25 protein-coding genes and 8 tRNA genes are annotated in these 25,815 nt (G+C 46.1%); 5 read left to right on the forward strand and 28 right to left on the reverse strand.

Features of this window, described 5'->3' with window-relative positions; translation table 11 throughout:
- Window positions 1-65 precede the first annotated feature (65 nt).
- Window positions 66-617 carry a hypothetical protein gene (locus B5F87_RS16465; RefSeq protein ID WP_087283005.1) on the forward strand — a complete coding sequence of 184 codons (552 nt, stop codon included), beginning with the start codon at window positions 66-68 and terminating at the stop codon, window positions 615-617.
- On the opposite strand, the gene B5F87_RS16470 is transcribed toward B5F87_RS16465, so the two are convergent.
- The 6 genes from B5F87_RS16470 to B5F87_RS16495 all read right to left on the reverse strand — a co-directional run bounded on the left by B5F87_RS16470 (window position 595) and on the right by B5F87_RS16495 (window position 5,730).
- Window positions 595-1,110: a hypothetical protein gene (locus B5F87_RS16470; RefSeq protein ID WP_087283007.1), complete on the reverse strand. Its 516-nt coding sequence runs from the start codon at window positions 1,108-1,110 to the stop codon at window positions 595-597. The genes B5F87_RS16465 and B5F87_RS16470 overlap by 23 nt on opposite strands.
- A gap of 13 nt (window positions 1,111-1,123) precedes the next feature.
- Entirely contained in the window at window positions 1,124-2,389 is a 1,266-nt protein-coding gene (locus B5F87_RS16475; RefSeq protein ID WP_143405271.1) for a hypothetical protein, read from the reverse strand.
- Window positions 2,382-3,062: a hypothetical protein gene (locus B5F87_RS16480; protein ID WP_087283011.1), complete on the reverse strand. Its 681-nt coding sequence runs from the start codon at window positions 3,060-3,062 to the stop codon at window positions 2,382-2,384. Before B5F87_RS16480 ends, B5F87_RS16475 begins: the two co-directional genes overlap by 8 nt.
- On the reverse strand, window positions 3,059-4,288 hold the full coding sequence (locus B5F87_RS16485) for a protein kinase (protein WP_087283013.1): 1,230 nt from the start codon (window positions 4,286-4,288) through the stop codon (window positions 3,059-3,061). The genes B5F87_RS16480 and B5F87_RS16485 overlap by 4 nt, the downstream gene beginning before the upstream one ends.
- Window positions 4,285-5,223 carry a PP2C family serine/threonine-protein phosphatase gene (locus tag B5F87_RS16490; RefSeq protein WP_087283015.1) on the reverse strand — a complete coding sequence of 313 codons (939 nt, stop codon included), beginning with the start codon at window positions 5,221-5,223 and terminating at the stop codon, window positions 4,285-4,287. Before B5F87_RS16490 ends, B5F87_RS16485 begins: the two co-directional genes overlap by 4 nt.
- An 87-nt stretch (window positions 5,224-5,310) precedes the next feature.
- On the reverse strand, window positions 5,311-5,730 hold the full coding sequence (locus B5F87_RS16495) for a thioesterase family protein (protein ID WP_087283053.1): 420 nt from the start codon (window positions 5,728-5,730) through the stop codon (window positions 5,311-5,313).
- Window positions 5,731-5,952: 222 nt separating this feature from the next.
- Between B5F87_RS16495 and B5F87_RS16500 the strand changes: the two genes are divergently transcribed.
- Window positions 5,953-6,651, forward strand: a complete 699-nt coding sequence (locus tag B5F87_RS16500; RefSeq protein ID WP_087283017.1) for a hypothetical protein — start codon at window positions 5,953-5,955, stop codon at window positions 6,649-6,651.
- Window positions 6,652-6,730: 79 nt separating this feature from the next.
- On the opposite strand, the gene B5F87_RS21475 is transcribed toward B5F87_RS16500, so the two are convergent.
- The 7 genes from B5F87_RS21475 to B5F87_RS16535 all read right to left on the reverse strand — a co-directional run bounded on the left by B5F87_RS21475 (window position 6,731) and on the right by B5F87_RS16535 (window position 15,942).
- Entirely contained in the window at window positions 6,731-7,771 is a 1,041-nt protein-coding gene (locus B5F87_RS21475) for a penicillin-binding transpeptidase domain-containing protein (RefSeq protein WP_242964538.1), read from the reverse strand.
- A 73-nt stretch (window positions 7,772-7,844) separates the two neighbouring features.
- The gene (locus B5F87_RS16510; protein ID WP_087283021.1) at window positions 7,845-9,482 is read right to left on the reverse strand and encodes an FtsW/RodA/SpoVE family cell cycle protein; all 1,638 of its coding nucleotides are present in this window, start codon (window positions 9,480-9,482) and stop codon (window positions 7,845-7,847) included.
- Window positions 9,475-10,218, reverse strand: coding sequence for an FHA domain-containing protein (locus tag B5F87_RS16515; RefSeq protein ID WP_087283023.1), 744 nt, complete (start codon window positions 10,216-10,218; stop codon window positions 9,475-9,477). Before B5F87_RS16515 ends, B5F87_RS16510 begins: the two co-directional genes overlap by 8 nt.
- A 109-nt stretch (window positions 10,219-10,327) precedes the next feature.
- Entirely contained in the window at window positions 10,328-11,887 is a 1,560-nt protein-coding gene (locus tag B5F87_RS16520; protein ID WP_087283025.1) for a hypothetical protein, read from the reverse strand.
- Window positions 11,888-13,936 (reverse strand): hypothetical protein, encoded by a 2,049-nt coding sequence (locus B5F87_RS16525; RefSeq protein WP_087283027.1) that lies wholly within the window; start codon window positions 13,934-13,936, stop codon window positions 11,888-11,890.
- Window positions 13,933-15,360, reverse strand: a complete 1,428-nt coding sequence (locus B5F87_RS16530; RefSeq protein ID WP_087283029.1) for a hypothetical protein — start codon at window positions 15,358-15,360, stop codon at window positions 13,933-13,935. Before B5F87_RS16530 ends, B5F87_RS16525 begins: the two co-directional genes overlap by 4 nt.
- A 15-nt stretch (window positions 15,361-15,375) precedes the next feature.
- On the reverse strand, window positions 15,376-15,942 hold the full coding sequence (locus B5F87_RS16535; protein ID WP_087283031.1) for a hypothetical protein: 567 nt from the start codon (window positions 15,940-15,942) through the stop codon (window positions 15,376-15,378).
- A 229-nt stretch (window positions 15,943-16,171) separates the two neighbouring features.
- On the opposite strand from B5F87_RS16535, the gene B5F87_RS16540 reads away from it, so the two are divergent.
- Window positions 16,172-17,149 (forward strand): AraC family transcriptional regulator, encoded by a 978-nt coding sequence (locus tag B5F87_RS16540; protein WP_158097079.1) that lies wholly within the window; start codon window positions 16,172-16,174, stop codon window positions 17,147-17,149.
- Here B5F87_RS16540 and B5F87_RS16545 read toward each other — a convergent pair.
- Complete coding sequence (locus tag B5F87_RS16545; RefSeq protein ID WP_087283035.1) at window positions 17,106-18,026, reverse strand: sugar phosphate nucleotidyltransferase; 921 nt, start codon at window positions 18,024-18,026, stop codon at window positions 17,106-17,108. The two genes, B5F87_RS16540 and B5F87_RS16545, sit on opposite strands and share 44 nt — an antisense overlap.
- A gap of 192 nt (window positions 18,027-18,218) precedes the next feature.
- On the opposite strand from B5F87_RS16545, the gene B5F87_RS16550 reads away from it, so the two are divergent.
- Complete coding sequence (locus tag B5F87_RS16550; RefSeq protein WP_087283037.1) at window positions 18,219-19,052, forward strand: AraC family transcriptional regulator; 834 nt, start codon at window positions 18,219-18,221, stop codon at window positions 19,050-19,052.
- Here the strand turns inward: B5F87_RS16550 and B5F87_RS16555 are convergent.
- Together B5F87_RS16555 and B5F87_RS20770 are read right to left on the reverse strand one after the other, a co-directional pair.
- The gene (locus B5F87_RS16555; RefSeq protein ID WP_087283039.1) at window positions 19,049-19,276 is read right to left on the reverse strand and encodes a hypothetical protein; all 228 of its coding nucleotides are present in this window, start codon (window positions 19,274-19,276) and stop codon (window positions 19,049-19,051) included. The genes B5F87_RS16550 and B5F87_RS16555 overlap by 4 nt on opposite strands.
- A 197-nt stretch (window positions 19,277-19,473) precedes the next feature.
- On the reverse strand, window positions 19,474-19,617 hold the full coding sequence (locus B5F87_RS20770) for a hypothetical protein (protein ID WP_158097080.1): 144 nt from the start codon (window positions 19,615-19,617) through the stop codon (window positions 19,474-19,476).
- Between the two features lie 373 nt (window positions 19,618-19,990).
- Here B5F87_RS20770 and B5F87_RS16560 point away from each other — a divergent pair, with 373 nt between their 5' ends.
- The gene (locus B5F87_RS16560; RefSeq protein WP_087283041.1) at window positions 19,991-21,601 is read left to right on the forward strand and encodes a CTP synthase; all 1,611 of its coding nucleotides are present in this window, start codon (window positions 19,991-19,993) and stop codon (window positions 21,599-21,601) included.
- 67 nt (window positions 21,602-21,668) lie between these two features.
- On the opposite strand, the gene B5F87_RS16565 is transcribed toward B5F87_RS16560, so the two are convergent.
- The 12 genes from B5F87_RS16565 to B5F87_RS16620 all read right to left on the reverse strand — a co-directional run bounded on the left by B5F87_RS16565 (window position 21,669) and on the right by B5F87_RS16620 (window position 25,772).
- Window positions 21,669-22,739: a CPBP family intramembrane glutamic endopeptidase gene (locus B5F87_RS16565; RefSeq protein ID WP_087283043.1), complete on the reverse strand. Its 1,071-nt coding sequence runs from the start codon at window positions 22,737-22,739 to the stop codon at window positions 21,669-21,671.
- Complete coding sequence (locus B5F87_RS16570; protein WP_087283045.1) at window positions 22,736-23,581, reverse strand: S1-like domain-containing RNA-binding protein; 846 nt, start codon at window positions 23,579-23,581, stop codon at window positions 22,736-22,738. The genes B5F87_RS16565 and B5F87_RS16570 overlap by 4 nt, the downstream gene beginning before the upstream one ends.
- 45 nt (window positions 23,582-23,626) lie before the next feature.
- Window positions 23,627-24,337 (reverse strand): acyl-ACP thioesterase domain-containing protein, encoded by a 711-nt coding sequence (locus tag B5F87_RS16575; protein ID WP_087283047.1) that lies wholly within the window; start codon window positions 24,335-24,337, stop codon window positions 23,627-23,629.
- A gap of 133 nt (window positions 24,338-24,470) precedes the next feature.
- A complete protein-coding gene (locus B5F87_RS16580) occupies window positions 24,471-24,788 on the reverse strand; it encodes a BMC domain-containing protein (protein ID WP_087283049.1) in 318 nt (105 codons plus the stop codon).
- Window positions 24,789-25,046: 258 nt separating this feature from the next.
- Window positions 25,047-25,118 (reverse strand) — tRNA-Gln (locus B5F87_RS16585).
- Between the two features lie 32 nt (window positions 25,119-25,150).
- A tRNA-Arg gene (locus B5F87_RS16590) sits at window positions 25,151-25,224 on the reverse strand.
- A gap of 14 nt (window positions 25,225-25,238) precedes the next feature.
- Window positions 25,239-25,325 (reverse strand) — tRNA-Leu (locus B5F87_RS16595).
- A 3-nt stretch (window positions 25,326-25,328) separates the two neighbouring features.
- Window positions 25,329-25,401, reverse strand: a tRNA-Val gene (locus B5F87_RS16600).
- A 39-nt stretch (window positions 25,402-25,440) separates the two neighbouring features.
- Window positions 25,441-25,514 (reverse strand) — tRNA-Asp (locus tag B5F87_RS16605).
- An 8-nt stretch (window positions 25,515-25,522) separates the two neighbouring features.
- A tRNA-Ile gene (locus B5F87_RS16610) sits at window positions 25,523-25,596 on the reverse strand.
- Window positions 25,597-25,624: 28 nt separating this feature from the next.
- A tRNA-Thr gene (locus B5F87_RS16615) sits at window positions 25,625-25,697 on the reverse strand.
- A gap of 3 nt (window positions 25,698-25,700) precedes the next feature.
- Window positions 25,701-25,772: transfer RNA gene (locus B5F87_RS16620), tRNA-Glu, on the reverse strand.
- Window positions 25,773-25,815: the final 43 nt, after the last annotated feature.

The raw sequence follows: 25,815 nt of genomic DNA on the forward strand, positions 1-25,815 counted from the left end.
GTAAAAATAACAGGAAATGTTTCCTGCATATATTACTATATGACAGATGTTCCAAGGAGGATATTATGAATTCCAATTTTTCCGGTCAGAATTCCCCTCTCTCCCGTTTTCTTGAGGATGATACGCTTACCATCATGGAGACGGTCATTCCTTACTGCCACCCGCCTCTGGCAAAAGTTCTCGCCGTCCAGATGAAGCTTCTGGAAATCCGGAAAATCATGGACGGTTTTGAGGATGAATCCCGTCTGCAGGCCTGCGGGTTTGAGGATTCCCCTGTGGATGTGGAAGCCGTGCTCCGGTCTCTGCGCAACTCTGTGTCCGGGGAAAAGGCGCAGCAGATTGACAGTATCTTAAACTTTATCCGCTTCTCGCGGATGTACCAGAACTGGCAGGAAACCATGCAGAGCCACCCGGAACTAATGCAGCTGCTGAGCCAAAGTTTCTCCTCCGGGAATCGGAATCCCGGCGATAATAATTCCGACGAAAAAGGGGCCGGAACCGGGAATCCCCTGTCCGACCCGTCGTTATTTATGATGCTCAGTTCCGCTATGAACCGCAATAGCAATACAGATATGGGCGAAATACTTTCTTCCCTTATGAAGAAGCAGACGAACTGACTGAACCTGAAGGCAGCGCTGATTCCTCCGGCGCTTCTGTCTCAGGCACATTGGTGATCAGAGACAGAGCTTCCCACAGGGAATCCGCCTGTCTCCGATAACTGCCGACCTCCATGGTTTCCGCTTTCTCGCCGTACAGCTCCGTGATCCGGATAACGAACTGATTCCGTTTGATGTGCATGAGCCCAAGCCGTTTTTCTTCCTTTTCTTCGGTGTCGCTCATGACCTCCGCCCGGCCCAGTTCTCTGGCCTGGCCGTCAAGCAAAAGTAACGGACTTCCCTGTGGAATCTCCCCCTTTACAATCTCGCCCCGGATCAAAAACTTAAGGAGGCTGTTTGGTTCCGGCTCCACCTCTTCATAATAAAAGAGAAACGCCGCATTTTCATGGAGCGCGCGGACGTCCTTTTTCCACTGCTCCATTTTTTCTTCTTCTGCCGCCTCGTATCGTTCCTTTGTCTTTTCTCTGAAATTACGAATTGCCTGAATCAGCATCTGCTTCCTCCTGTTACTCTGCGCTGTCCCCATTTTCCCATTCCATAAGATTTCCAAGTTTCTGACACGCCTCACAGCGGCTGTCCTTTCCGGCAATCAGATAAAATTCCATGCCGCTTTGCCGTCTTTCTTCCAACATGGAGAGCGCTGCCTGAAAGACCCGGTCGTTTTTCAGGCGGCCGTCCGCCAGGGCGTACATGCGAAACACATTACTCTTATCGTATTGTTTCATCGTTTCCTCCATGAGATTGGCGGCAATCATCAGTGCCTCGGCGGCGGAATAATCCTTGATCTCCTGCTCGCACTGACAGCGAAATCCCGGCGGATAAGAGGAAAACTCCTTCACCGCGATGCTGCCGTTTCCAAAGACAAATGCCTGCCGCCATTGCCAGTGGGCAAGCTCCGTTTCTGTCTCCAGCTCGTCCTGGAGCTGATAGAGCATCTGGCTCATGATTCTGGAATCTTCCAGTTCCGTCCGGAGAAGAACGATCATGGAATACAGCCGCTTCTCTTCCGAATTGCCATCCTTCTCTGGTCTGACGTCATGTTTTCCTGTAAACATTTGCTCCCCCAGCTTTTTCTGGGCTTTATCATCAAGTCTTTCTCTAGCTTCTTTCGCAAAGCTTTCCTCCATCTCGATGCATTGGGCAAGAAGCTGATCCATGATCTCATATTCGCAGTCTGGTTTCCTGGCAAAGAGCTGTTTCCACTCATCCGGCAGCGCCTTATAGAACAGTTCCGAATAATCCGCCTCGGTAAACTTCGGCGGCATCTTTACATTTCCTTTGGAACTTGCCACAAGAATCTTATAAATCAGCCGGACGTCGGCCTTTCGCTGAGCTTCGGCGTCGAAGAGCTCCAGATCTCCAAACAGCCTCTCATCCTCCGGATACCATTCGTAATCCTGCTCGTAATGAAGGAGCTGAAACTTTTCCGGATGGGTCAGATACACCTGCACGCTTCCCGGCAGCAGATCCACGAAGAAGTCGCCGATCTCGATCAGCCCCGGATGGATACCTTTTTCCGCCAGCGCTTTCAGGATGCGCAGCACCCCGGCGGCGATCCGGTAAAGAACCAGACAGTCCACATGGTTCTCATCCATCTGCTTTCGGGAAAAAAGCTGTTTTAAGGAGACGGCGGATGAAGGCAGCTCTTCCATATCTTCAGGAAATACTATCCCTGGAATCTCTTTGATCTGCCGGATGACAGGATGTCCCTGCGCAAACAGTTCCTCCTTGGAACCCCGCAGCATTCCCACGGTTTTTCTTTCATCAAGCACCAATCGATACTCCCTTCATCAAATCCTTGAGCGGTTTTACAATGTTATCTAAAAATTCTGTGCTCATGGGTTTTAACAGCTTCTCAATGTCCAAAAACATCGGGGAAGCCTCCTCGTCCAGCTCTCCGTCCGCCTGCATGAAACAGAACCGGAAGTCTTCTTCGCTCATTTCCTCCGTGGAGAAGAAGATCACCTGTCCCAGCGGATCATTTACATACTCTTCGTAATCGTTGCTGCCGTAGGCGTCGGTGAATACAAAAAGCGCCCGGTTCCTCCCCTGGAACGGAAACTTCTGCAGAGACTTTCCAATGGCCGTATGCACCGATTCTCTCCCGTCTTCACCGCCGCCATAGAGCTGCACACTTTTCAGTTTCTTTAAAAATAACGGAATCTCCCCGGTAAAATATGCTCCATTTTCAAAAACGGCCCTCTCGGTCTCCTCGCCCTGCCGTTCATTGCGGATGACGGTGAGTCCCACCATGGGGTACACTTCATACTTGGACAGGCACTCCAGAAAATGTGCCGCGGCGTAGTAGACCGCCGGAAATATCGTATACATGGACGCGGTTCCGTCCACCACAAAGTCAAGATACAGGGTAAAAGCCTGCTCTTTTTCTCTTGTAAACTGCTGCTGTATATCCAGAGGAATCTCCGGATTCCATCTCTCGTTCATGTATGCCTCCTCTTTATCTGTAAAACCTCAATATTTGTTCCAACGTAAGAAAAAATGTCTCCTTCACTGACATGATCTTCCGCTTTCACGACCACCTTATGGCAGTCCTCATGGAGAATCACCGCGCGGATTTTATCGCCGGTCCGGTAGAATGACATAATATGTCCGCTCATTTTTCCATTTTGACTGCGCTCCTGTTTTCTTCCAAATTCAATAGGCACAAAGCGGTAATTTTTCATGTATGGGCTGTATTTTACATCTCCTACCTTATAGGAAAAACGGATAGTGTCGCCGCCGTCCTTTTCCCTCAGAAGTTCCGGCAGCTCCGGCATGCGCCCGGCGGATCTCAGATAATTCTCCATATCCGCAATTACCTCTCTGATATCACCGTAGCGTTCTTCCTCTCTGGCTATCATCCTTGCGATAATATGCACCAGCCTCTCGTCAATGCCTGGCATCTCCTTTAATTGATAGGCGTAATCATCGCCAACCATATACCTCTGCAGTTCTTCGTTGCCAAAGAAATGATGATGACCGGTATACAGGTAATAAAGCACCAGTCCGGCCGAATAAATATCCATCTCTTTCCGGCAGATATAGCTGTTCCAGTAACGGGGATCAGCATAACCCGGCGTTCCCTTCTGCTCCCGCCTTGTCATGACAGTCACGTTGGACGCGTGGAGATGCACCCAGTCAAAATCAATGATCTTTACGGTGCTTCCGTCCGGCGACGCCAGAATATTCTCCGGCTTCAGATCCCGGTGAACGATAGGGTCCTGCCGGTGCATGGACATATAATGATCGATGCCATACAGAAATTTCAGGGCAATGGTGTTGCAGCTTTTCATTTTTTCGTTCCACGTATGTCCGGCAATTCCATGACTGCTCACCAGATCCGACAAATCTCTCTCATTAATATATTCCACAAGAGTGATAAATCTCTTATTTTTTTCATCCAGCATTCCACCGTAAATCCGAATAATATAAGGTGAATAGAGCTGTACCTTACTCTCTTTTTCCACATAAATCTGTTCGAGATTACTGCAAAACAGCACCTTCACAAAATATTTCTTGCCGGTACGGATATCGCTGGCGATCATCGCCTGCTTATTTCCGGTTCTGTGACTTTCCTTTATCATTTTGAGAGGAATAACCAGTTCCTCTCCGGAACGCTCGCGGTCACGGATCCAGGTAAAAGTTTCTCCCTCCTCAAAGTAGCAAATCATTTTTCCTTTCCTCCCGTAAAGCGGTGACGGAGAAGCATATCCTTAAAGCTGAGCTCCTTTTTTTCTTCCGGAATCTGTGTGTAAGAGCAAAACGGCGTCACAGCGCTCTGAAAAGAGTCTCCCAGCTCCAGATCCTGAAACAGATCCTCATGAAGTATCTCAGGCGCTGTTTTTTCTTCCCTCACAAATGCAATGGCCGTCTGATTGTCATCTTCCCCGGACATTCTGGCCTGCTCAAATAATTCTGTGATCATCCGCTGCGATGGTCTCTGCTCGTTAAGAACCCGCTCAATCTCTTTCATAGAAAGATTGCCAAAGGCTCCGTCTGACCCCATGATAATCAGATCTGCCGCTTCCTGAGGCAGACGATTGCAGCACGGGTGAACCTCTCCCCTTTTTCCCAGATACTCCGTCAGGCGGTTTTTATTCTGATAAAACAGCGTACTTCCTTCCCTGGCAGTTCCTTTTTTTACCATTTGACTGGCCACATTCTGAATCTCGCCCAGCAAAGAGAGTTCCCCGTTTTTCAGACCATAAACCGGACTATCCCCACAGTTGGAAATAATCCATGTGTCCCAGAAATGAATGGCCGCAGACAAAGTTGTGCCGCCTTTCACTCCTGTATCCAGACCTTTCTTGTAAAGCTCACGATTGATCTTTTCAAAGATATTTTCGGAAAACTCCGACAGAACATCAATCTGCTGATGCAGGGAACAGTCTCTGAAATTTTCTCCCATCATAGTATCCAGAAGTCCTTTGTACCACAGTTCCAGCGCCGCTTCCGAATAAAACTTTCCGCCGGCCAGTCCTCCCATGCCATCCGCCACTACCATGGCGCTGACAGACGCTTCCAGATTAATACGAAGTTCCATCTGGCAATAACTGTCTTCATTCACTTCTCTTTTATTTTTCTCACTTGCGAAATAGAAAGCCACCCGTCGCCCTCCTTTCCCGTATGTCCGTCTGTTTTTTCACAGAGCTCATCTTGACGCTGCTCGTATGATCGGCTCGTCGCCCTTTCGCTACCAGGCTTCTTCCTCCATATATTTTCGGATCTTTGCATCCAGCTCCGGCTTCTCTTTTTTCAGAGAAACAATATTGCCATCTTTCGTAAAGCAGCTTTTGGAATAAGCCGTAGTGCAGATTTCCCCATCTTTACAATTTCTCATCTCATACCCGACCTCCAGCCGGATTCCATTATATTTCTTCACATAAAGCCCAATCTGCACTTCATCGTCAAAATCCACCGTTTTCTTATAGCTGACCGATATCTCGACAATTGGGGAAATAATTCCATCCTCTTCCAGTTTTCGATAATCAATCCCTATCTCCTTCAGAAAACGTATCCTGGCTTCTTCCATCCATTTCACATAATTGGAATGATGGATAACCCCCATCTGGTCTGTCTCATGATATTGTGCTCTTCGGGTATATGTATACATTTCGTTCTTCCTTTCTGTCCTGTATTTTTGCCATGTGCGCTCTGTCCGCGTCCGAACCATTTGGCTCGCTGTACGTGTCCGGACTATTGGGCTCGCTGTCTGCCAGCCTTCCCAGGGCGTCCGGCATGTTGCCGTCCCGTCTCTCTGATGCTTCTTCCGGCGGTTTGCCATTTTACTTCCTTTATGTTACACTGTTTTCATTACGAACAGACGGAGGTTTACATGGTTCCCACACATTTTACATCCATTGAATTTTTTCAAAAGAAAAAGGATATCACCCTGTACCGGGCTGCAGATGAAACACAGCGCTATATTCTGAAATCTATTATAACAAAAGATACCTCAGTTAGACAGGCTTTTTATGATGAATATGAGACTCTGTCTGCTCTGAGGCATCCTTCCATTCCCGTTTATTACTGGCTGCGTGAAGATTATCAGGTTCCCGGTCAGAAATCCGGCACACTCACTCTGTGTATGGAAGACTGTTCTCAGCCGGCTCCGGTTTCCCTTTTTTCCATCGGAGAATTATGCCGGATTCTGTACAAAACAACAGATATTCTTTCCTATCTGCTGGAAAACGGCGTTCTCTACACCGATTTAAATCCCTCCAACCTGATTATCTCCGAAGCCCATGGGGACTATGCGGTCACCCTGGTTGACTACACATATTGTTACTATTTTTTAAGGAATCCATACCCGGCGTACCCGCTGCGCTTTTCCTATAACATCTCACCGCAGCTAAAAGGGCAGCAGTTTCTCATTCAGGCTCTCACTTTTTTACTGTATGACCTGGTTGAAGAAAATCACATAGAACAATTGCCATCCCCTGTGTATCAGCTTCTGGAAACCGGCCGGAATCCATCGGAAGAACTGTCACTCCATGATTTTCAGGAGATGCTGCGGCATTGCGGCGCCAGATAGCAACTTTTCCATTATATATTCCGGAAAATGTAAATGTACCGCCTGCCCGGCTGCTTCTGTACATTTTATCAATAATACACTATTCTTCAAATAAAGTCTCGTACAGTGATTCCGCAATTGGCGCCAGTGATTTTCCAATTTCTTTTGTTTTCAGACGGTTCAGTACAATCACATACTGAGGATCATCGGCCGGTGCAAAAGTTACAAGCCATGCATTATTGTAACCATCGCCCCGCTCGGCAGTTCCCGTCTTGGCAGCGATCTCGTAACCGTCTCCGACCGTTTTAAGTCCATAGGAATCTCCGGCTTCCGTCATCACTTCCCTGATTCGCTTTGCAATATTTTTTTCCATGGTTTTTGTCAAAACCTCAGATTTTCCTTCCTGAGTGGTTTTTCCTCTCCCGTTTACCACTGATTTGATCAGATATGGTTTAAGCATCTCTCCGCCGCCGGCGATACTCTGTGTGATCATCGCCATATGAAGAGGCGTGATCAGAGTCTCTCCCTGTCCAAACGCTGTAGACGCGATGACATTATCCTCGTAGTCACCCAGGTTAAAAGAAGAAGTTATCGTTGCGAAATCCAGCTTGATATCCTGACCGATCAGAAAGCTGTCCGCAGCTTCTTTCAGTGCTGGGCCGCCCAGCTTTAAGGCACGGTCCATAAAATATACGTTGGATGATTTCACAAACCCTTCCTCAAAAGAGAGGGTCCCATGGGCCGTCCCGCCGTAATTCCGGATGGTCTGCCCGTTGATCACGAGCTTTCCGTTATCCTCCACTTCCTCGTCGTCGATGCCGGCTTCCAGAATCGCCTTGGAAGTTACCAGCTTAAAGACAGAGCCCGGCGCCACCGGATTCTGATAAGCATTGGAATAAAAAACCCCATCCTGTTTATTGATTTCTTCCCAGTCCTCCTCCAGCGCGTTGGCATTAAAGGACGGAGAGGACGCCAGTGCAAGGATTTCACCTGTTTTTGCATTGAGCACCACTGCGGAACCGGTAAAATCAGAGAGCAGATCATAGGCTTCCTTTTGCAGATTGGCGTCAAGAGTCAGCGACACATCCGCTCCCCTCTTATCCTCTTCCTTCGAATCGCTATGTAAGAGCACATCATTCATGGTCTTTTCTATTCCGTATGTCCCGTATTTTATGGACCAGTATCCCACCACATTGGAAAATGCATACGGGTCGCTATATGTCCTTTTCCCTTCCGGCTCTTCGGACGCTGCGAGAATGTTTCCCTCTCGATCTAAAATTTTTCCCCGGACGTATTCCTTTTGATACGTGCTTTCCCTGGCTTCCTGTTTCTGTCTGTCGGCTTCCTCGGAGACGCCCGGCAGCAGCGCGGATGTCCGGATGAGGGATATGATCATTAAGATGACACAGATAAGCGTTGCACTTTGTAAAAACTGCGTTCTCTTTAAAAAACTCTTCTTCATTATCTGTAAGTCCTTTCCATTTCACGTTGCTGGATACGGCAATCATAACGCCGACCATCATAAAGGTGACCACCAGAGAGCTTCCTCCGCTTGAAATAAACGGAAGGGTAATACCGGTCAGAGGGCAAAGTCCTGTGCTTCCTGCTATAATAATGAGCGCCTGATCAAACAACATGAATACAAAACCTGCACCCACCGCCTGATGATACCTGTCGCCTTTTCTTATGAACAACCGGACTCCTTCCAGCCACATTAATATAAAAATGAAAAAAACAAGAATCGCAAATATCATACCGCAGCGCTGAATCAGCGCCGGGTAAACCAAGTCGCTGGTCTTGACCGGAAGATCTGTCACCGACGAGGTGCCGAACCACCCTCCCAGCAAAATGGATTCTCTTGCTTTCAGAAGCTGATATCCAAGTCCAAGAGCATCTTTTTCAGGATTCAGCCAGTAGATAAAGCGATTGGCGATTTTATCATAGTTAGAAAGGAAGAAACTCGACAGCGGATTAGTCCCGATGACAGAACCGGCGTCCGCCAGTTTGCTGAGCTGCATTCCCGTTACAATGATCAGCGCTGCAAGCACAGCCATGACGGCAACTGTTTTGATGAACACCTTAATATCCGGAATAAACAAAAACACATAGGTAAGAAAAATCGCCAGCAGCAGGAGCATCGTACCAAATTCACTCTGCACTGCCAGCAGCAGGATTTCCAGAACTGTAATTCCGTAAAATACCCGGATTCTCTGCCTGGACGGTTTCTCCGTCGTACCGAGAAGCGCCGCTGCAATAAAGACGTACAGTACCTTCACCAGCTCCGTGGTCTGAATGGACATGCCTCCGATATGAATCCAGTTCCGCACGTTGCCCACCGCCCTTGAGGCTACCAGCGTCACGATGGATATGCCCAGGGACAGCGCCACAAGGAACCGGCACATTTTCATACCGGATATCTGTTTCCATTTGAGATAACATCCCGCTGCCAGCAGCCCCGCTGCAAATCCCAGCAGATACTGCAGCTGCAGCCCCGCTGCCGGATTACCGTTATTAAGAAGCTCCGGATTCTTAATGATCTGCTCCTGCTCCATGATACACTGCAACATAGTTCCCACCGTGAGCAGAATGAGCACGCAGATCAGAATCCTTTTATTTCCGTGAATCACTGAAGTAAAAAACCAGGAGACAATGGTAATCAAAAACAAAATCCCGATCATATCCCGGTATATGGTGCCGGCTCCCTTTGCGTGCACTACGATAAACGCCGCAATCTGAAAAAGAAGAATCGCCAGCACCGGGCCATTTCTGAAAGAATAAAAAGCTCTCTGCAGCTCCCACACAAAACGTTCTGTGGAAAATGCCTTCTGCTTTTCTTTTGCCCTGCTATTCATAGTATCTCTCTCCTGCTCCCTGGTAAAGATGCGTGCTGCCGCTTCTGGTCATCCCCATCTCCACTCTGAATTCTACATTGCCTATATAAAAAGTGGTCTGATCAGACAGTACTACATGATCTGTGACTGCCCCGCCCGCAAAAAGCTTGTTTGCCGTTCCCACATCCTCCAGAATAAATGCGCCGTTCTTTTCCACGATCCGGCAGTGCTTCCTTGCCACACAGAGATCGTCAAGCACCAGCATATTGTCGGCACTGCGCCCGATGGTAAAAGGCAGCCGCGTCACCCGCACACGGGCAGTCGGCCGGTGCGCCTCATCAAGCTGTACAAGGACAATACCCGGATTCCGGTACTGGTCCATGGAGATGATCTTCTCCCGGCCGGCATTCCGGTCACCAGCGCTTTGTTCCGGCTCACTGTTCCAGCCGTCTTCCTGATCATTGTCAGCGTCCTCATCTCTGTCATCTTCACGGTCCCAGCTCTCTTCTTCCTCATAGAGCAGTTCCTTTTTATTCTTTTTGCTCTCTTTTTTATCTCTGAGCCGCTCTGCTTTTTCCTGCCGGCGTTCTTCTTTCTCCAGAGCCCGTTCTTCCTTTTTCTGCTGGCGGAGCGCCCATTCGTCCACAAAATGTTCACCTTCCTCGGAAGCCTCCTTCAGCGTCTTGTTGGAACGAATCAATATAAAAATAATGCATCCTATGAGCACAACGATGCCTATCTGCGATAAAATCGACATAAAAAATCAGCTCCTGTTCTACATATGTTAACAGGAGCATATCACAGTTCATTTTTTAATTCAAACGTTCTTTTTCTTCATTTTTACGCAAATGTGTCCAAAATCGTCATTACATGGCAAACAGCGCCGACAGCATATGAGCGATATCGCAGTCTTCCTGATATTTCGCTCCATCCATAAGATTCTCTTCCATCATATGGAGGAGCCGTTCTGCCTGCAGACCGCCCACGGCAAATTCCTCCCGGAGTTCCTCCACCTCTGTCTCTCCAAAGTCTTTCTGGAAACATTTTCCGGTCCAGATAGAATAGAGAAGAGCAGAATAAAAATATACATCATTCATGATGAAATCTTTGGAAAACCGACTCGGACGGCGCATATAGCAATAATCCTCAAATTTCTCCAGATCAAAAGTATCCGGCTGAAAGCCTTTTTCGACAGCAAGCGCCGGCACTTTCTGCCAGTCATCGATCTCCTGCCACGGTATCTCCCCGCATATAAACTGAGATGCATTTTTACGGAAAACCGTGCTCTTTTTATTGCGGTTCATATCGTCAAACAGGACCTGATCTACCATGATATAACGGCAATATCCGTTCTTTTCATATCCGTAATCTTTTCTTTTCTGATTCTCCAGAAGCTGATGGCCCACACAGGCAGAAAACCACCATTTCTGCTGGAACGGCACATCGTAGACGGAGTCGTACTTCCGGCACAGATCATCCTCAATCTCGTAGCCTTTCTCCCGCAGCTCCTTCGTCACAGACTCGATGAGCATCCAGATCTTCTGGCTGTCCGCCACGGAATCCGCCTTATATTTGGCGATCATCTCGATGATCACCTCCGCCGGCGTGATACCCAGCGGTTCCATCTGTGCCTTCGCCAGAAGCTTTTCAATGGATTCCACGCTTGGCTGCAGAGCAATGCAGAACCGCAGCAGCCACTCCCTGGTCACCACCGCTTTTCCTGCTTTTATCTTGGAGAACTGCGCCTCGCAATGCATGCATCCGATGTCCCTGAGCAGCCAGGCCGCTTTCTCATAGTAGCCGTACTCCTCCTCTATAACTTCTTCCAGACACTGGCCAAACCGTTTGGCTCCGTCCTTAAACTCTTCCCGGTACATGCGGACGATATTATAAAACTGCTCCAGCGACCCTGCCTGAGACAGCATCACCCAAAGATCCATAGTCGGGAGACTGCGGGTCTCCGATTCCTCCGGCTCCTCGGACAGCATTTCTTCAATCCTCTCCTTAACCTCTTCCATCTCGTCAATGTCAAACAGTCCGTTGATGAGGGCGATCCAGAGGGCGTCTTCAATATTTTTACAGTAAAGACCATAGCCCATATATGTCTCCAGAAGAACATAATTAATCTCATCAAGCCCCATATCAAATGCCATACCCAGGGTGATATATATTTCTCTGGAAGACGGCATGGATCCTTTGAGCCACGCCCCGATAGTCTGTCTGGTCACCGGGACATAGCGAACCACATCCTCTCCCTTTTTCTCTACTCTGTGGAAAACCTTTTTAGCGAGAGAAGTATTACTGTAGTCGAACTGATCCATTTTTTCTTCCAGAAACTGCGAAAAAGGCTTCCTGTTCTTCTGTGCTCCGGACAGCTTTTTTTCTATTTCTTCCAGAAAACGATCTGCGTTATCCTGTGCTCTCATTTAATCTTCCTCTTCTTCCATTCTTTTCCTGAAAATGTTTAACGCCTGCACGGCGATAGCCGCAATTCCCAGAATAATAAAATAAGACAGCCGGATCTTCTGGGATAAAAACAGGGATGCAATAAATTCTATCACATAACCTTCCAGGATACACATGCCAAGATTTTTCCAAAATGGATATTTATGTTCCTTGTGCATCATCAGGTAGTAAAAATTCAGCATGAAAAGCAGCCACATGCCTGCCATACCCACCGCGATCTTCCAGTGGCCGATCATCAGCGCATAATTACACAGATAGAGGGCGCATCCTGTAAGAAATCCCTGCGGATACCCCACCAGAAGTGCTTCTTTCAGGGTTCCCGGTTCCGTCATTTCTTCCGGATCTTCATCGTCTTCCTCCTGCACCTCATAGGCAGCCTCCTGAGCCTCCTCTGACGGCAATTCGAGTTTCCGTCGTCTCTTCCGTTCCTCAGCCAGCAGGCCGGACACTTCCTTTGGCGCGTACTTCTTAAGGAGCTGCTCCACATAGCAGGCAGTCTTTAACTGATTGTCGTCCAGATTCTCCGCCTCCGGCTCCAGCTGATTTCTCACAAAATCTTTCAGGATTTCCACCCACTGGTCTTTTCTGGAAAGGCGCAGCATCAAAGCGTCGAACTGTACATAGTTTTCTTTTTTAAAAAGATTCTGATTCAGCAGATGAATACCCGCCAGAATGATCTGATTCTTCAGCTCCGGCGAGATCTCCGCCTTCTCAAGAAATCCGACATAATCCTGCATTTTGGAAAAGGACTTTGTATTTTCGTTGAAAACAGCTCTCTGCCATGAATCTTCCTGCTCTGTATTTTGAGACAGCAGCAGCGCATAAACCAATGGGTTTTTCTCTTTGATCACTGCAAGCTGCTCCAGAAACTTCTTCCTGTCTACCGCATACATGGAGGACAACAGCCAGTGAATCTCTCCGCATACTGATTCCTGAGCCCTCTTTGTAAAGCCCTCCAGAAGAATACGAATGTATTCCTCCTTTTCTTCCTGACTGAAACTTCCCTTATGTATCAGTGCCCTCACTTCTTCTGTAGTAGTTTTTAACGCCGGCTCCCGTGATGCCCAGTAAAACAGCTCCGGCATACCCGGAAGAAGTTCGTTCTTTTCCAGAGATTCTTTCCCGTGTTTCTGGCAGAACATATAAAACAGCCACTGAAGTTTCCTTTCTTCATTGCCTCCGGTACTTGTCTTTAAATACTGCTCGGCCTCCGACCAGAACTTATCATAAAGGTCGTCCTTCTTCACAAGGAACTCCGACAGATGATAGAAGAAATACTCCTCAAGTTTCGAGGTCACCGGCGGAAACTCCTGTTTTTCAAACTCTGACATATTGATGCAGTTTTCTCCGAGAGGTTCTCTGGAAAAATAGAATGGCTCCCGTCCCACCGGCTGCTCCGTATAAGAAACATAACCAGCCTTTTTTCTCAGCGATTCCGGAAGGATACTGTGGATAGCATACATGAGTACGCCGGCATTTTCGGCAAACTCCTCCTGTTTCCAGGAAGGGGCAGCAAAATTCAGTCCCTGCTTTTTCTCAAACAAGCACCAAAAGACCGCCCGAAGAAAATCAGGCAGTCTGTCATATACATGCATTTTTATAAAAATGTCTTCCGGCCTTTCAGTTCTCTCTTCGATTTTTACCGCTGGAAGATAGCCATCCTGCGGCTGATCTTCCCAAAATCCCCGGGGCGCCATGTATACTCCCGGGCTGGCGGATGTTTCCTTTGGCTGATACAGAAACACCTTTTTATTTTTGCGGTTGTCTTCACCGGAATCCCATGGTATCACCGTCATCTTGACAAAACCACAGAGAGGGACAAAGGAAAGTTCCTCTACCGGGATTCCTTTTGCCCTCTCCGGCTCCGCAGCGGAAGCTGTCTTTTCCAGCTCCCTGAGCATATCTCTGTCTTTGGGGCAGGAAGACGCTGTCATCCCCCATCCCAGTACATTTCCTGTGATACAATGATTGGACCATGTATACTCATGTCTTAAATATTCCGATGTCATTCAAGCCACCCTCTTTCCTGCATATATTTCATGACCATCCAGAGCACTGGTTCTTCCACCCGGATCGGCCGTACTTTCCCAACGGTTTTTGTCATTTCTCCTTCTTCATCTCTGACTTCTTCGGTCTCACAACCCAGTGCGGACACCGCAAACAGGCTGCTCTCTTTATAATCATCCAGATTTCTCTGCAGACGAAATACTTTCTGGTCAAAAATCTGTTTTAAAATCTCCTGGCGCAGGAAATGATGGTCCATATTCATAAAACCATAGACCGGGCGGTTTCTCTCAAACAACAGACTGCTTCCGCGAAAGCCCCGAATCTCGCCCAGTTCTTCCAGCAAGTCGCTCTTTGCAATGGTCAGCGCCATATATTTCTTCCCAAGTTCATGATCTCCCACACCAGTTCGAATGGCCTCCAGAATACTCTCCGCCTTTCTCTCGTAAATGTACTCATCACTAACGGCACGTTCCACAAGGAAATCATCCTGACTCATGACCTGCTTTCCATTCTGATTGCTCATCCTCTGAATGGAAATCTGCTCCTCCTTCGTCATAAGGTGAAGTTTCTCAAGAACACGCTCCTCATCGGGAATCTGCTTGGTGATGAACGAGTGCTCCAGATGCATCTGTGCAGGATCCACCAGACAGATATATCCATCCATGTGGCGAACAAAGCCTGTCCGCCCCACGCCGGCACTCTCGCGGATCAGCTCGCCCGCCACGTCATAGACGGCTGTCAGCAGATGAAAGACCTGTTCGCTGACCCGGTAAGTAATCTCAAGAAATATTGGTTTGCGGAAAGTTTTGTTGGTTGATTCCGGGCAGATCCCCCGGCGCAGAAGCCTCTCCGCGTTTCTCTCCATTTCCATCCGGTAGCTGTCGTTCGGATTGCCTCCGGCATTTCTCACCGTGAGATTCTCCCTCTGCATGGCGTCAAAGCTGTTCATCATGAGAGAAGAAAGGTAAACAGTCTTTCCCGAAGCCACGCTGCCTGCCAGCCCGATCATGAGCATATCATAACGGAAAAAATTCTGCGGCAGTTCGTTATGACAGTAGGGGCAGAGCATGGTATTGGAGTACAGCGTTACAGCACCCTCCTCCACATGAAAAGAATATCCGAAGCTGTCCGGATCAAAATGCTTCACAGCCAGCTCATGGCCGGAAGCCGTCAGCTCCTGATTGAGCTCCGTCATGATCTGATTGTCAATATACACCCGATTGGCATCCACCTGCTCTTCCGGAACTCCCATGGCATTCCAGAAATACAGATAGGAGAGATCTGTTTTCGGCGCAACCACCTCATTCAAGGCCGGGGACAAAAATCTGGCCCCGTCGGGGCGCAGCAAAAATCCCACCTCATCATTAGATATCTTCCGAAAACAATACGGACATTTTTTTATTTTCACAGTTGTTGTTTCCTGCATTTTTATCCTCCGCCCTTAACATGTTTTAGTCGCTTTTATGGAAATCTCATGCTTGGACTCCAAAATAATATAATATAAAATATCTTTTTTCAGAACTGCTGACCGTGTTTTTGTTCCCTGGTCTCTTCCAACGCCCTCTTCCCGAATCTCAAAAGGCGCGTCTTTAGAGCGCACGATCAGAGCATCCGGATCATCTGAAGCGCCTATTTCCAGGCCCTGTTCCTCAATATAATAAGTAAACTCCTTGCCAGAAGGATGCTTTCCATACATCAAAATGTGATCCAGTGCCACAGCTCCCCGTCTTCTGCGTCCGTCTGCACAGGTAGCGCAGCATCCCCCGAAGGCAGACCCGTGGGTGATCATGAAATCCAGATAGAATACCCGGTATTTCTGCTTCTTCTCTTCCGCCTGCTCCTGCTGTTTCTGCTCTTCTTTTTTCCGGGTTTCCAAGTCGGTTACTTTTTCCGCATATTCCAATATATATTTTTGTTTCTCGCGTCTGCTGCTCTGAACCCTCCACTGAACAACGCCAGCCACAGCCAGAATCACAGCCAGAACGATACCTATCTGCATTGTCAACATTTGCTGTGTACCTCATCTTAATCTAAAATCGCATTTTTCATCCATTATAACACGAGTATCTGAAATCTCAAAGGGATGGTTTTATTGATTTTTACCGAATATTGTTATAGAATGATTATCATAGATATTGAGAAAAGATTACGGATCGCTGCGGCGCAGATATGGCTTTGACGCCGCAGACAAAAGATATATGATTCACAGTTTACATTCATTGAAAAGGGGTACAGACATGCCACAGGAAACGATTCATTTAAAACAGGAGTTTATGATCTCCGCCGTATCATCTATTCAATTTTTTGAATATAAAAGTGATTTTATATATAAGAGCGAATATCACGACTGCTGGAAACTCCTGTATGTCCAGGAAGGATCCTGTGATATTCTGCGCTCCGGCCACGAATCCTCGCCGGTTTCCCTGGAGAAAGGCCAGCTTTACATCCAGGCGCCCAACGAATATTATTCTTTCAAGGCGGCGCAGCAGACCACCCCGCTCCTGTTTACCTGCGGCTTCTACTGTGATTCGCCGAATATGTCGCTCATTGCCAACCGCATTTTTCACTGCGGCAGCCGGGAACTTCGTCTTCTGTCTTCTCTGTCGGAAGAAGGGCGCAGCAACTTTTCGGTACGGGTGGATGATTCTGCTCTCTACAGCCTGGAACGCAAGCTCAACCAGCCGTTTGGCGGTGAGCAGCTCATCGGCATGTATCTGGAAATGCTTCTCATCAGTCTGATGCGACAGTACATTTCCCCTTCCGCTGCAAAAGAAAAGGCGACTTCCTCTCTCTCCAAGGCTGACTCCATCCTTCTAAACCGAATCACCGATTATTATGCCGCTCACATTTCGGAGAAAGTGAACATTCAGCAGATCTGCAAAGAGTTCGCAATCGGCCGTTCTCATCTTCAAAGGATCTTCCGGGAACAGACAGGACTGGGCGCCATGGAATATTTCTGTCAGATGCGGATTCGAGCCGCCAAGCAGCTTATCCGGGAAAATAAAATGAATCTTACGGACACCGCTCACGCCCTTGGCTATACGTCTATTCATTATTTTTCCAAACAATTCAAAAAAATTACCGGGATGCCGCCGTCCCAGTATCAGAACTCGATTCGGACGGCTGGCAGCGACCCGGTATGTCATCATATAGATTTGGAACAAAAGGAACTCATCTCCAAAGCTCCTGCGGATACAGCCCCGCGTTCTTTTTAGCCTGAATGGCTTCAACAACGGTGCGCTTATCTTCCTGATAAGTGACACCGTACCATTTTTCTTCAGACTCCAGCACCTTCACCGATGCTTTTCCTTCTTTTAAAAGATCCCCAACCACATTTGGCAGGAAAAATTCTGCTTTCAGAGGATTCTCTTTTACCTCATTGTCAAGAAATACCGGGAACATTGTCTCCAGTTCACGTATAATTCCTGGTGTAAATCCCCAGCAGTTCATGGAAATGAGAGTATGTTCCGGGATATCCTCCCAGGTTTTACCGTCATCCAGCGTGAAAGCTGCACACGCACCCCTTTTCTCAATTTTGGTTCGCTCTACAATGTCCGTCAGATAATTATCCTCATCCACATGGCAGATACCTCTGGCTACAGATCCATTTTCGGTAATCGTATTTTCAATGTAAAATCCAATCATGGCATAGCTGTATTTGTCTCCATCCTCATGAGTTGTCAGAAAATCATACATCATCTGAAAAGCTTTCGGGCCATAATAATCATCAGCATTGATCACCACAAAAGGCTCCTTTACCACATCTTTACAGCACAGCAGCGCATGGCCTGTCCCAAAAGGTTTCTCTCTCCCCTCAGGTACCGCGTATCCTTCCGGCAGCTTGTCAAGCTCCTGAAATACATACTCCACTTTCATAAACGGTTCTATTCTGCTGCCGATCATGCGGATAAAGTCTTCTTCGATAGCATGTTTTATAATGAATACAACTTTTTTAAATCCGGCTCTTTTCGCATCATACACAGAAAAGTCCAGAAGGGTATGTCCCTCATGATCTACCGGATCCATCTGCTTCAGTCCGCCGTACCGGCTTCCCATGCCCGCGGCAAGTACTACAAGTGTTGGTTCTTTCATCGCATTTTTCTCCTTTTTTTGTCGTTTTTCTTATTTTCCCACAAAAAAGAGTAAAGTGCAATTACATTTCTTTATTTTTTCTTAAGATTCTTCATTGAATTGTTTAAAATATTTATATTTCTTTTCTTGCAGACTCCAGCATTCGGCAATATAATAAAAGAATTACAAAGGAATTAGAGCAAGGAGAGACATATGAAACAACTTAGACACACTATTCAACATCATAATCTACACATGCAGGCTCCTGTAAGACTTTCTCATATTAATCTTTACCATTGTGATACTCCGACATCCGATGTGTTTCCAGGTCATCCTTATGCCAAACTGATTTTTGTGCAAAAAGGCTCCGGACAGCTGCATTATGAAAATTACAATATTTCTTTTCAGGCCGGCACCCTGATTCTCATGAATCCGGAACGGCAGAAATTTTCCATTGAAATTAACGAAAATCCAACGGACATTGCCATTCTCGGTATCGAGTATTTATATTTTTTAAAAAAAGACAATATATTAGAACAGCCTTTTGTTCTTCATCAATGTCCTTCAGAAATGTACTCCTTTTTTATCAACAAAATCGTGGAGGAAGTTCAGGGACAGCCACTTTCTTTTGAAGATGTATGCAGCCACTACACGGAACTTCTTCTCATCTTTTTGCAGAGAGACACAGAAATACAGTTTACCTCCTTTTTGGAGGATAAATCCAGCCAGGACTGCCAGAATATCAAGGATTATCTTGATAAACACTATGCCGAAAATATTACCCTTGATACTTTGTCCGAAGAAAGCGGCATGAATAAATATTATCTGGTACATTCCTTCACCAAGAAATATATTCGTTCCCCTATCAGTTACCTTAACGAAAAAAGGATTGACGAGAGCAAAAAGCTTCTGGAAAACACCGATTACTCCATCGCCGAGATATCCAAGCTCATCGGCTTCTCTTCTCAGTCCTACTTTTCACAGGCCTTTAAGAAAAAGACTCTGATGACGCCAAACGAATACCGCAGATCTGTGAAAAAGGATTAAAGGTTACAGCAGCAAAACAGCGAGACAGTTAAAGCTGCCTCGCTGATGTTGTACTGATAATCTTTTATCCTGTTATAATCATTAAGCTTTGCGTTTCGCATATGCATCTCCACGCCTTCATATCCCAGGCGTTTTGCGTGATCAATACATTGTAATATATCACCTTTCAGGACACATTGGGAATATGGTCCTACACAATCTGATATTGTAATGCTTTGGATCATGGATGCCTCCTGTTTTCTATTCGTTCTCATGTATCTTTATGCCAGACTTATATCGTTTTCCATATAACATGTTTTTCTTCTCAACTCATCCTCGCGCCGGTCACATCAAGTATTTCTCCGCTGATATAGCTTCCCATATCTATCCTTCTAAAGATACTTCAAACATGAATATTTTCCTTTCCTCAACAGCATCTTCTTTATCCGTTCACATGTTTCACCATCCGATGCACCAGATCATTAATCGTCCCGGAACCAACTCCTATGGGCAGCCTGACATCTTCCGGCATAATCTTACTGAGTTCTTCAATAAAGATCTCATTCGCAATTACAGCTGTAATCAACGGAGATCAACTCATCTATGGACATTTCACAAAGTCTCATCATAATCCCCTCCAATCTCTTTTTTGATTGACAAACGTCATAATTTGCATATAATTGATAAATGGTTACTATTTTATCAGTGGATTTCCATTGCATTAGCCAACAATTCGTCAGAAAATATCTTATTATAATTTTAAATTTACTCATTATTCTTTACAACTCTGAAAATATTTTTATACTTTTAGGTATTGAAAATATTTTTACCCTATGCTTTCATGCATTCCGCACAATTTTTCAACTTTCTCCTGTTAATTTTTATCTGGAAAAAAAGCAGGACCTATAGTATAATGGAATAATTAATGTGAGAAAAGTGAAAAAACAGGAGGATAATCCATGCCAGTGAAATACGTATTCGTCACAGGTGGAGTTGTTTCCGGTTTAGGAAAAGGAATCACGGCAGCTTCCCTTGGACGTCTTTTAAAAGCAAGAGGTTACAAAGTATTCAGCCAGAAGTTTGACCCATACATCAACATGGATCCGGGTACTATGAACCCGATTCAGCACGGTGAAGTTTTTGTTACCGATGATGGAGCGGAAACTGATCTTGATCTGGGACATTATGAACGATTCATTGATGAAAAGTTAAATAAGAAGTCCAATGTTACTACCGGTAAAGTTTACTGGAGTATCCTGAACAAAGAACGACGCGGTGATTTTGGCGGCAACACTGTTCAGGTTATCCCACACGTTACCAACGAGATCAAAAGCCGTTTTTATCATAATGAGGATGCTTCTGAAACAGAAGTAGCTATCATCGAGATTGGCGGTACTGCCGGAGATATTGAGAGCCAGCCTTTCCTTGAAGCTCTGCGTCAGTTTCAGCATGAAGTAGGCCATGAGAACTGTATCCTCATTCATGTAACATTAATTCCATATCTGAAAGCTTCCGGAGAGCTCAAGACCAAACCGACACAAGCCAGCGTTAAAGAACTGCAGGGCATGGGCATTCAGCCTGATATTCTTGTCTGCCGTTCCGATCTTCCTCTTGATGACAGCATCAAAGAAAAGATCGCGCAGTTCTGTAATGTCCCTAAAAAAAGAGTCATCCAGAATCTTGATGTGGATATCCTTTATGAACTGCCTCTCGAAATGGAAAAAGAAAAGCTCGCCAATGTCGTCTGTGACTGTCTCAACATGGACTGTCCACAGCCGGATCTTAATGACTGGATTGCTATGGTGGATGCATGGAAGAATCCAAAACATAAAGTTAAGATTGCTCTGGTAGGTAAATACGTATCGCTGCATGATGCCTATATCAGTGTTGTGGAAGCATTAAAGCATGGCGCTGTTGCCAACAATTCCGAGGTTGAGATCAAATGGGTGGATTCCGAACTGATCAGCGATTATAATGTTCACGAATTTCTCGCTGATGTGGATGGAATCATCGTTCCGGGCGGATTCGGTGACCGCGGTATCGAAGGAATGATCTGTGCCATTCGTTACGCCAGAGAACAGAAGGTTCCTTATCTTGGCCTGTGTCTTGGCATGCAGCTTACCATCGTTGAATTTGCCCGCAATGTGGTCGGCCTTGAAGATGCTCACAGTAATGAGTTCAGCACGATGACCACCAATCCGGTGATTCATATTATGCCGGACAAGGAAGGCATCACCAATCTTGGCGGTACCCTTCGTCTTGGCGCTTATCCTTGTAACCTTGTGGATAATTCCAAAGCTCTGGAGCTTTACGGTTCCAAGACTATTGAGGAACGCCATCGTCATCGTTATGAAGTTAATAACAAATATCGTGAAGTTCTGCAGGAGTACGGTATGCTGTTATCCGGTTTCTCTCCTGACGGACGTATCGTAGAAATGATTGAGATTCCGGATCATCCATGGTTCATTGGAACTCAGGCACATCCGGAGTTTAAGTCCAGACCGAATAAGCCGCATCCTCTCTTTAAGGGATTTCTCTCTGCGGCGCTGGATTATCAGAAAAAGAAATAAATAATACAAAAAACGGGTTTCCCGACATCCTTTTTCCTACGGATGACGGAAAACCCGTTTCTGATTATCATAAAAGAAATTCATAAGATACCGCAATGACCAGACAGGCCGCACAGCTTCCCCAAAATGTCCTGTCAGGCTTCCAGGGAATTCCTTCTTTCTGCATGCTGTTTTCCTGTGTGGTGCGCTGACTCTGTGCTATATTTCCATTGCTCTTTTTCAGCAGCCAGAGCAATACAGCCGCTGCAGATAATGCTAAAATCACTATTACACTTCCAATACCCATCAGCTGAAAACTGTATTCCCCGGATGAATCCGTGAGAGACGCTCCAAGCAGCTTATACCCGCCAATATTGAGAGTCTGAAAAAACACCGCCGCCGGATTTTCCGGAAATGCAGCTGTAAATACATTATACAAATTAAACAACAGATGAACCAGCACCGGCACAGACAGATTATCCGTACTTCTTACCAGAAGAGCAAACAGAAGTCCCATGATAAATGCATAACTCATCTGATTAAAGTTCATGTGCAGCAGCGCAAACATCACGGCAGAAATGATGACAGCGACATCTTTATCTGCAATTCCTCTGAAAATGTATCCCCGAAACAGGATTTCTTCCGTTATGGCAGGAAGCACCGCAAAAACCAAAACACTCTGCAGGAATATATCTCCTGTACCCTGGAGCGATGCAGCGGTGCGATTCTCAACAAATAACATGGACACTGCATTTATATAGGAAGCAATAACCAGAAATACAAAAGTGAGCAGCAGAATAATGCCTCCCTGTACTGCCGGAATCTTTTTAAATGCGCAGTATTTCCACAGAGTTACCTCCCGTTGCCGGCAGACGTAGTAAACAAGAAGCAGCATCAGCAGATTCATGAGCAGACTGCTCCCGTAGGAAATCGGCATGGTGAGGATTACTCCGCCGCTTATGAGCCATCCTGCAAGCGCTATGAACATACTTTGTCGTTTTTTATCCGACAGATGTATATATGTTCCCCACAAGGCCGCAAGACAAAAAAGCGTCCCCAGCGGCAGCAGGCCCATCACGCTGAATACAATCGAACCCAGAATATGCAGCAAAACCGCACAGAACCAGAATGCATTTATATCAAAGGCCGCTCTGTTCATACGCTCTTGATTCCTTTATCTGTGATTTCTATTTTATGCCCTTTGTACAGTCTTCCAATGGCTCTCTTGAATTCATTTTTGCTCATACCGAATTCTTTTCTGATATCTTCCGGCGCAGATTTATCATGATATGGAAGAAATCCATGATTCTCTGACAGTTTTTCCATAATTTTGGCTGAATCGATGTCCATCTGGATATATCCTTTCTCTCGGATGCTGAGATTCAGCTTGCCGTCTTCTCTCAATGCAACAACTCTTGCCGATACTTCCTCCCCGATTTCCAGCTTTCTAACCACTTCATTTTTGGGAATCATCGCATTGTATCTGCCGTCCACAGCTACGAACACTCCGTATTCCGGATTTTTTCCAAATACGATACCTTTAACGGAATCTCCTTTTTGATAGGAAGAATCTGTTCGAAGAAAATCATATACTTTCATAGTTGCGCAAAGTCGTTCACTTTTGTCAATGTAGAGACCTACCAAATATTTTTCGCCTGTTCTGACTCTCACAGTCTGCTCGCTGAACGGCAGAAGCAGATCTTTTTCCAGCCCCCAATCCAAAAAGGCTCCGATTTTAGTCACATCCACCACTTCAAGTACCGCCAGCTCTCCCAATGTTATTTTGGGAATCTGTGTAGTGGCAATAAGTCTGTCCTGAGAATCTCTGTACAGGAAAACTTCCACGCCGTCACCTTTCTGACTGCCTTCCGGAACTTGTCTGCCCGGCAGCAGCACACAATCTTCCTTTTTCTTTCCAAGATTCTTTTTTTCACATAAATACACACCAAAACTGGTGGTATGGTCAATATAAAGTGTCTGTTTTACTCCCAGTTCAATCATTGTTTTCTCCTATCTACCTGATATTTTCAATTTTTCATTTTTCATCTATCGTTTTTTCAGTTCCACCAACGCAATCAAGGTATCGTCCTGATTTAAAAAACGGACTCTCCAACCGTCTTTTTCTTCTATATAACTGATATGAATCATATCATTTAAAAAGGCTGACTGCCGGTAGTCTACCTTCACCTCTCCAATCTCATAGCATTCTGGCAGGACATCTTCCGCCCACAGCACATAATACGTATTATTGACATGTCCGTTAGAATCAAGAAAAATCTTCGTCACCGTCAGCTTTTCTCCCTCGGTCCAGACGCCGTCTGCAGACAGCTTTCTTTTTACTCTGACCGTCTGATCCTTCACAGGAGCAGAAATGTACCGTTCTGCCAAATCCTGTGGTATCTTTACCGGAATCATTTTTTTCGTATCCATGAATATCCAGTTGGAATCAGCCTCCACGAGCACTGTTCCCTGTGCATCCAAAATCCTGAAACGCCGGTAACCGTAAAAGCCGCGCATTTTATAAGGCTCTGTCACTATTGTTAAATTCTCAGCCATCTGTGGATACCGATGAATCCGGATGTTCCATGCAATCAGATACCAGGCCCGGTCTTCCTGTTTATCCCCACGGATTCCCAGTCCGACAGCCATAGAATGAAATGTAACGCAATCCTGAAAATACTCCAGTATCTGATGAAGCTTTACTCTGCCGTTCTGATCTGTTTCACTGTATCTTACCTGAATTTTCATTTCATACATTCCGTCAATCCTTCTTTCCGTTTCCTGAATTCCATTCCCTTTATTCACAAATAAAGGGTTCTATTAGACATAACTTATGTTAACAGAACCCCTATCATTCCTTTTATCAATGACTATTGTGATTCGCTCACTGTTAAATGAGACGATTCTTTCTTTCTTTTTCTTCCTGTATCACCATCTTCATGGCGGTCTCCACTGCGGCTGTCTCACCAAAGAAAGCCAGTGTAATAATGTGCTGCGGGCAACTTCCGTTTATCTCGACCGGATAAACGTTGCTTACCTTTGCAACACGGTCAGCATAATATAATACGCCTGATACCGTAGTCTGAAAAAGTCCAACAGCGTCATATTTTCTCTCTGCCAGTTCCTGCCTGGATTCCTGGTTCATCTTACGATAAAACATCTTCATAACCAGCTTACCAGGATTGTAAATAATACGTGCCTCTGCCATATCTGATATCTATCCCCTTTACCTTATATTGTGTAATTACCGACCATCACATGCTGTTCATGCTAAAAGCCCCTGTAAGAACTATTTTGTTTATCATACCATATCGGTCATTATAACACAATATGTTTTCTTGTCCTCAAGAGGTAAAGGATGTGCTGCCAGAATAATTCTGACTGTCTGCTTCTGATTTTCCTGTTTTATATAATAATTTATAAAACAGAGTAAAAGAAAAAGACACAAATCTGTGTCTTTTTCTAGCAGCGCTACCAGGATTCGAACCTGGAAATGCTGGAATCAGAATCCAGTGCCTTACCATTTGGCGATAGCGCTTTATGCTGTTGGCTCACTATAAAAGTGAGAAGCGTGGGCAAGAGGATTCGAACCCCCGACCTTCTGGTCCGTAGCCAGACGCTCTATCCAGCTGAGCTATGCCCACGTATTCTTTTGGTATGCCGGCGATCGGAATCGAACCGATACGGGAGTATAAGTCCCGCAGGATTTTAAGTCCTGTGCGTCTGCCAGTTCCGCCACGCCGGCATATGGGACCTATAGGGCTCGAACCTATGACCCTCTGCTTGTAAGGCAGATGCTCTCCCAGCTGAGCTAAGATCCCATGCTATGAAATTAATCATCCTTCACAAAAAAGGATAAGCGACCCGAATGGGATTCGAACCCACGACCTCCGCCGTGACAGGGCGGCGCTCTAACCAGCTGAGCCATCGGGCCAGATAAAGTGGACCTTCAGGGACTCGAACCCCGGACCAATCGGTTATGAGCCGACCGCTCTAACCAGCTGAGCTAAAGGTCCCCAAATAATCCAAAGTAATGTTTGGCAAAGCCGATGAACGGACTTGAACCGTTAACCTGCTGATTACAAATCAGCTGCTCTGCCAATTGAGCCACATCGGCATATGACTCCTAGGAGATTTGAACTCCTGTTACCGCCGTGAAAGGGCGGTGTCTTAACCACTTGACCAAGGAGCCAGAACTCCCCGAGTAGGACTTGAACCTACGACAGCGCGGTTAA

The organism is Eubacterium sp. An3, assembly GCF_002159465.1.
Lineage (GTDB): Bacteria > Bacillota > Clostridia > Lachnospirales > Lachnospiraceae > Anaerobutyricum > Anaerobutyricum stercoris.

What these genes read in the sequence shown, in the direction of transcription:
- B5F87_RS16465 (WP_087283005.1), top strand. Translation starts at nt 66, where the DNA reads ATGAATTCCAATTTTTCCGGTCAGAATTCCCCTCTCTCCCGTTTTCTT.
- B5F87_RS16470 (WP_087283007.1), bottom strand. Translation starts at nt 1,110, where the DNA reads ATGCTGATTCAGGCAATTCGTAATTTCAGAGAAAAGACAAAGGAACGA.
- B5F87_RS16480 (WP_087283011.1), bottom strand. Translation starts at nt 3,062, where the DNA reads ATGAACGAGAGATGGAATCCGGAGATTCCTCTGGATATACAGCAGCAG.
- B5F87_RS16485 (WP_087283013.1), bottom strand. Translation starts at nt 4,288, where the DNA reads ATGATTTGCTACTTTGAGGAGGGAGAAACTTTTACCTGGATCCGTGAC.
- B5F87_RS16495 (WP_087283053.1), bottom strand. Translation starts at nt 5,730, where the DNA reads ATGTATACATATACCCGAAGAGCACAATATCATGAGACAGACCAGATG.
- B5F87_RS16500 (WP_087283017.1), top strand. Translation starts at nt 5,953, where the DNA reads ATGGTTCCCACACATTTTACATCCATTGAATTTTTTCAAAAGAAAAAG.
- B5F87_RS21475 (WP_242964538.1), bottom strand. Translation starts at nt 7,771, where the DNA reads ATGAATGATGTGCTCTTACATAGCGATTCGAAGGAAGAGGATAAGAGG.
- B5F87_RS16510 (WP_087283021.1), bottom strand. Translation starts at nt 9,482, where the DNA reads ATGAATAGCAGGGCAAAAGAAAAGCAGAAGGCATTTTCCACAGAACGT.
- B5F87_RS16515 (WP_087283023.1), bottom strand. Translation starts at nt 10,218, where the DNA reads ATGTCGATTTTATCGCAGATAGGCATCGTTGTGCTCATAGGATGCATT.
- B5F87_RS16520 (WP_087283025.1), bottom strand. Translation starts at nt 11,887, where the DNA reads ATGAGAGCACAGGATAACGCAGATCGTTTTCTGGAAGAAATAGAAAAA.
- B5F87_RS16525 (WP_087283027.1), bottom strand. Translation starts at nt 13,936, where the DNA reads ATGACATCGGAATATTTAAGACATGAGTATACATGGTCCAATCATTGT.
- B5F87_RS16530 (WP_087283029.1), bottom strand. Translation starts at nt 15,360, where the DNA reads ATGCAGGAAACAACAACTGTGAAAATAAAAAAATGTCCGTATTGTTTT.
- B5F87_RS16535 (WP_087283031.1), bottom strand. Translation starts at nt 15,942, where the DNA reads ATGTTGACAATGCAGATAGGTATCGTTCTGGCTGTGATTCTGGCTGTG.
- B5F87_RS16540 (WP_158097079.1), top strand. Translation starts at nt 16,172, where the DNA reads ATGCCACAGGAAACGATTCATTTAAAACAGGAGTTTATGATCTCCGCC.
- B5F87_RS16545 (WP_087283035.1), bottom strand. Translation starts at nt 18,026, where the DNA reads ATGAAAGAACCAACACTTGTAGTACTTGCCGCGGGCATGGGAAGCCGG.
- B5F87_RS16550 (WP_087283037.1), top strand. Translation starts at nt 18,219, where the DNA reads ATGAAACAACTTAGACACACTATTCAACATCATAATCTACACATGCAG.
- B5F87_RS16555 (WP_087283039.1), bottom strand. Translation starts at nt 19,276, where the DNA reads ATGATCCAAAGCATTACAATATCAGATTGTGTAGGACCATATTCCCAA.
- B5F87_RS16560 (WP_087283041.1), top strand. Translation starts at nt 19,991, where the DNA reads ATGCCAGTGAAATACGTATTCGTCACAGGTGGAGTTGTTTCCGGTTTA.
- B5F87_RS16565 (WP_087283043.1), bottom strand. Translation starts at nt 22,739, where the DNA reads ATGAACAGAGCGGCCTTTGATATAAATGCATTCTGGTTCTGTGCGGTT.
- B5F87_RS16570 (WP_087283045.1), bottom strand. Translation starts at nt 23,581, where the DNA reads ATGATTGAACTGGGAGTAAAACAGACACTTTATATTGACCATACCACC.
- B5F87_RS16575 (WP_087283047.1), bottom strand. Translation starts at nt 24,337, where the DNA reads ATGTATGAAATGAAAATTCAGGTAAGATACAGTGAAACAGATCAGAAC.
- B5F87_RS16580 (WP_087283049.1), bottom strand. Translation starts at nt 24,788, where the DNA reads ATGGCAGAGGCACGTATTATTTACAATCCTGGTAAGCTGGTTATGAAG.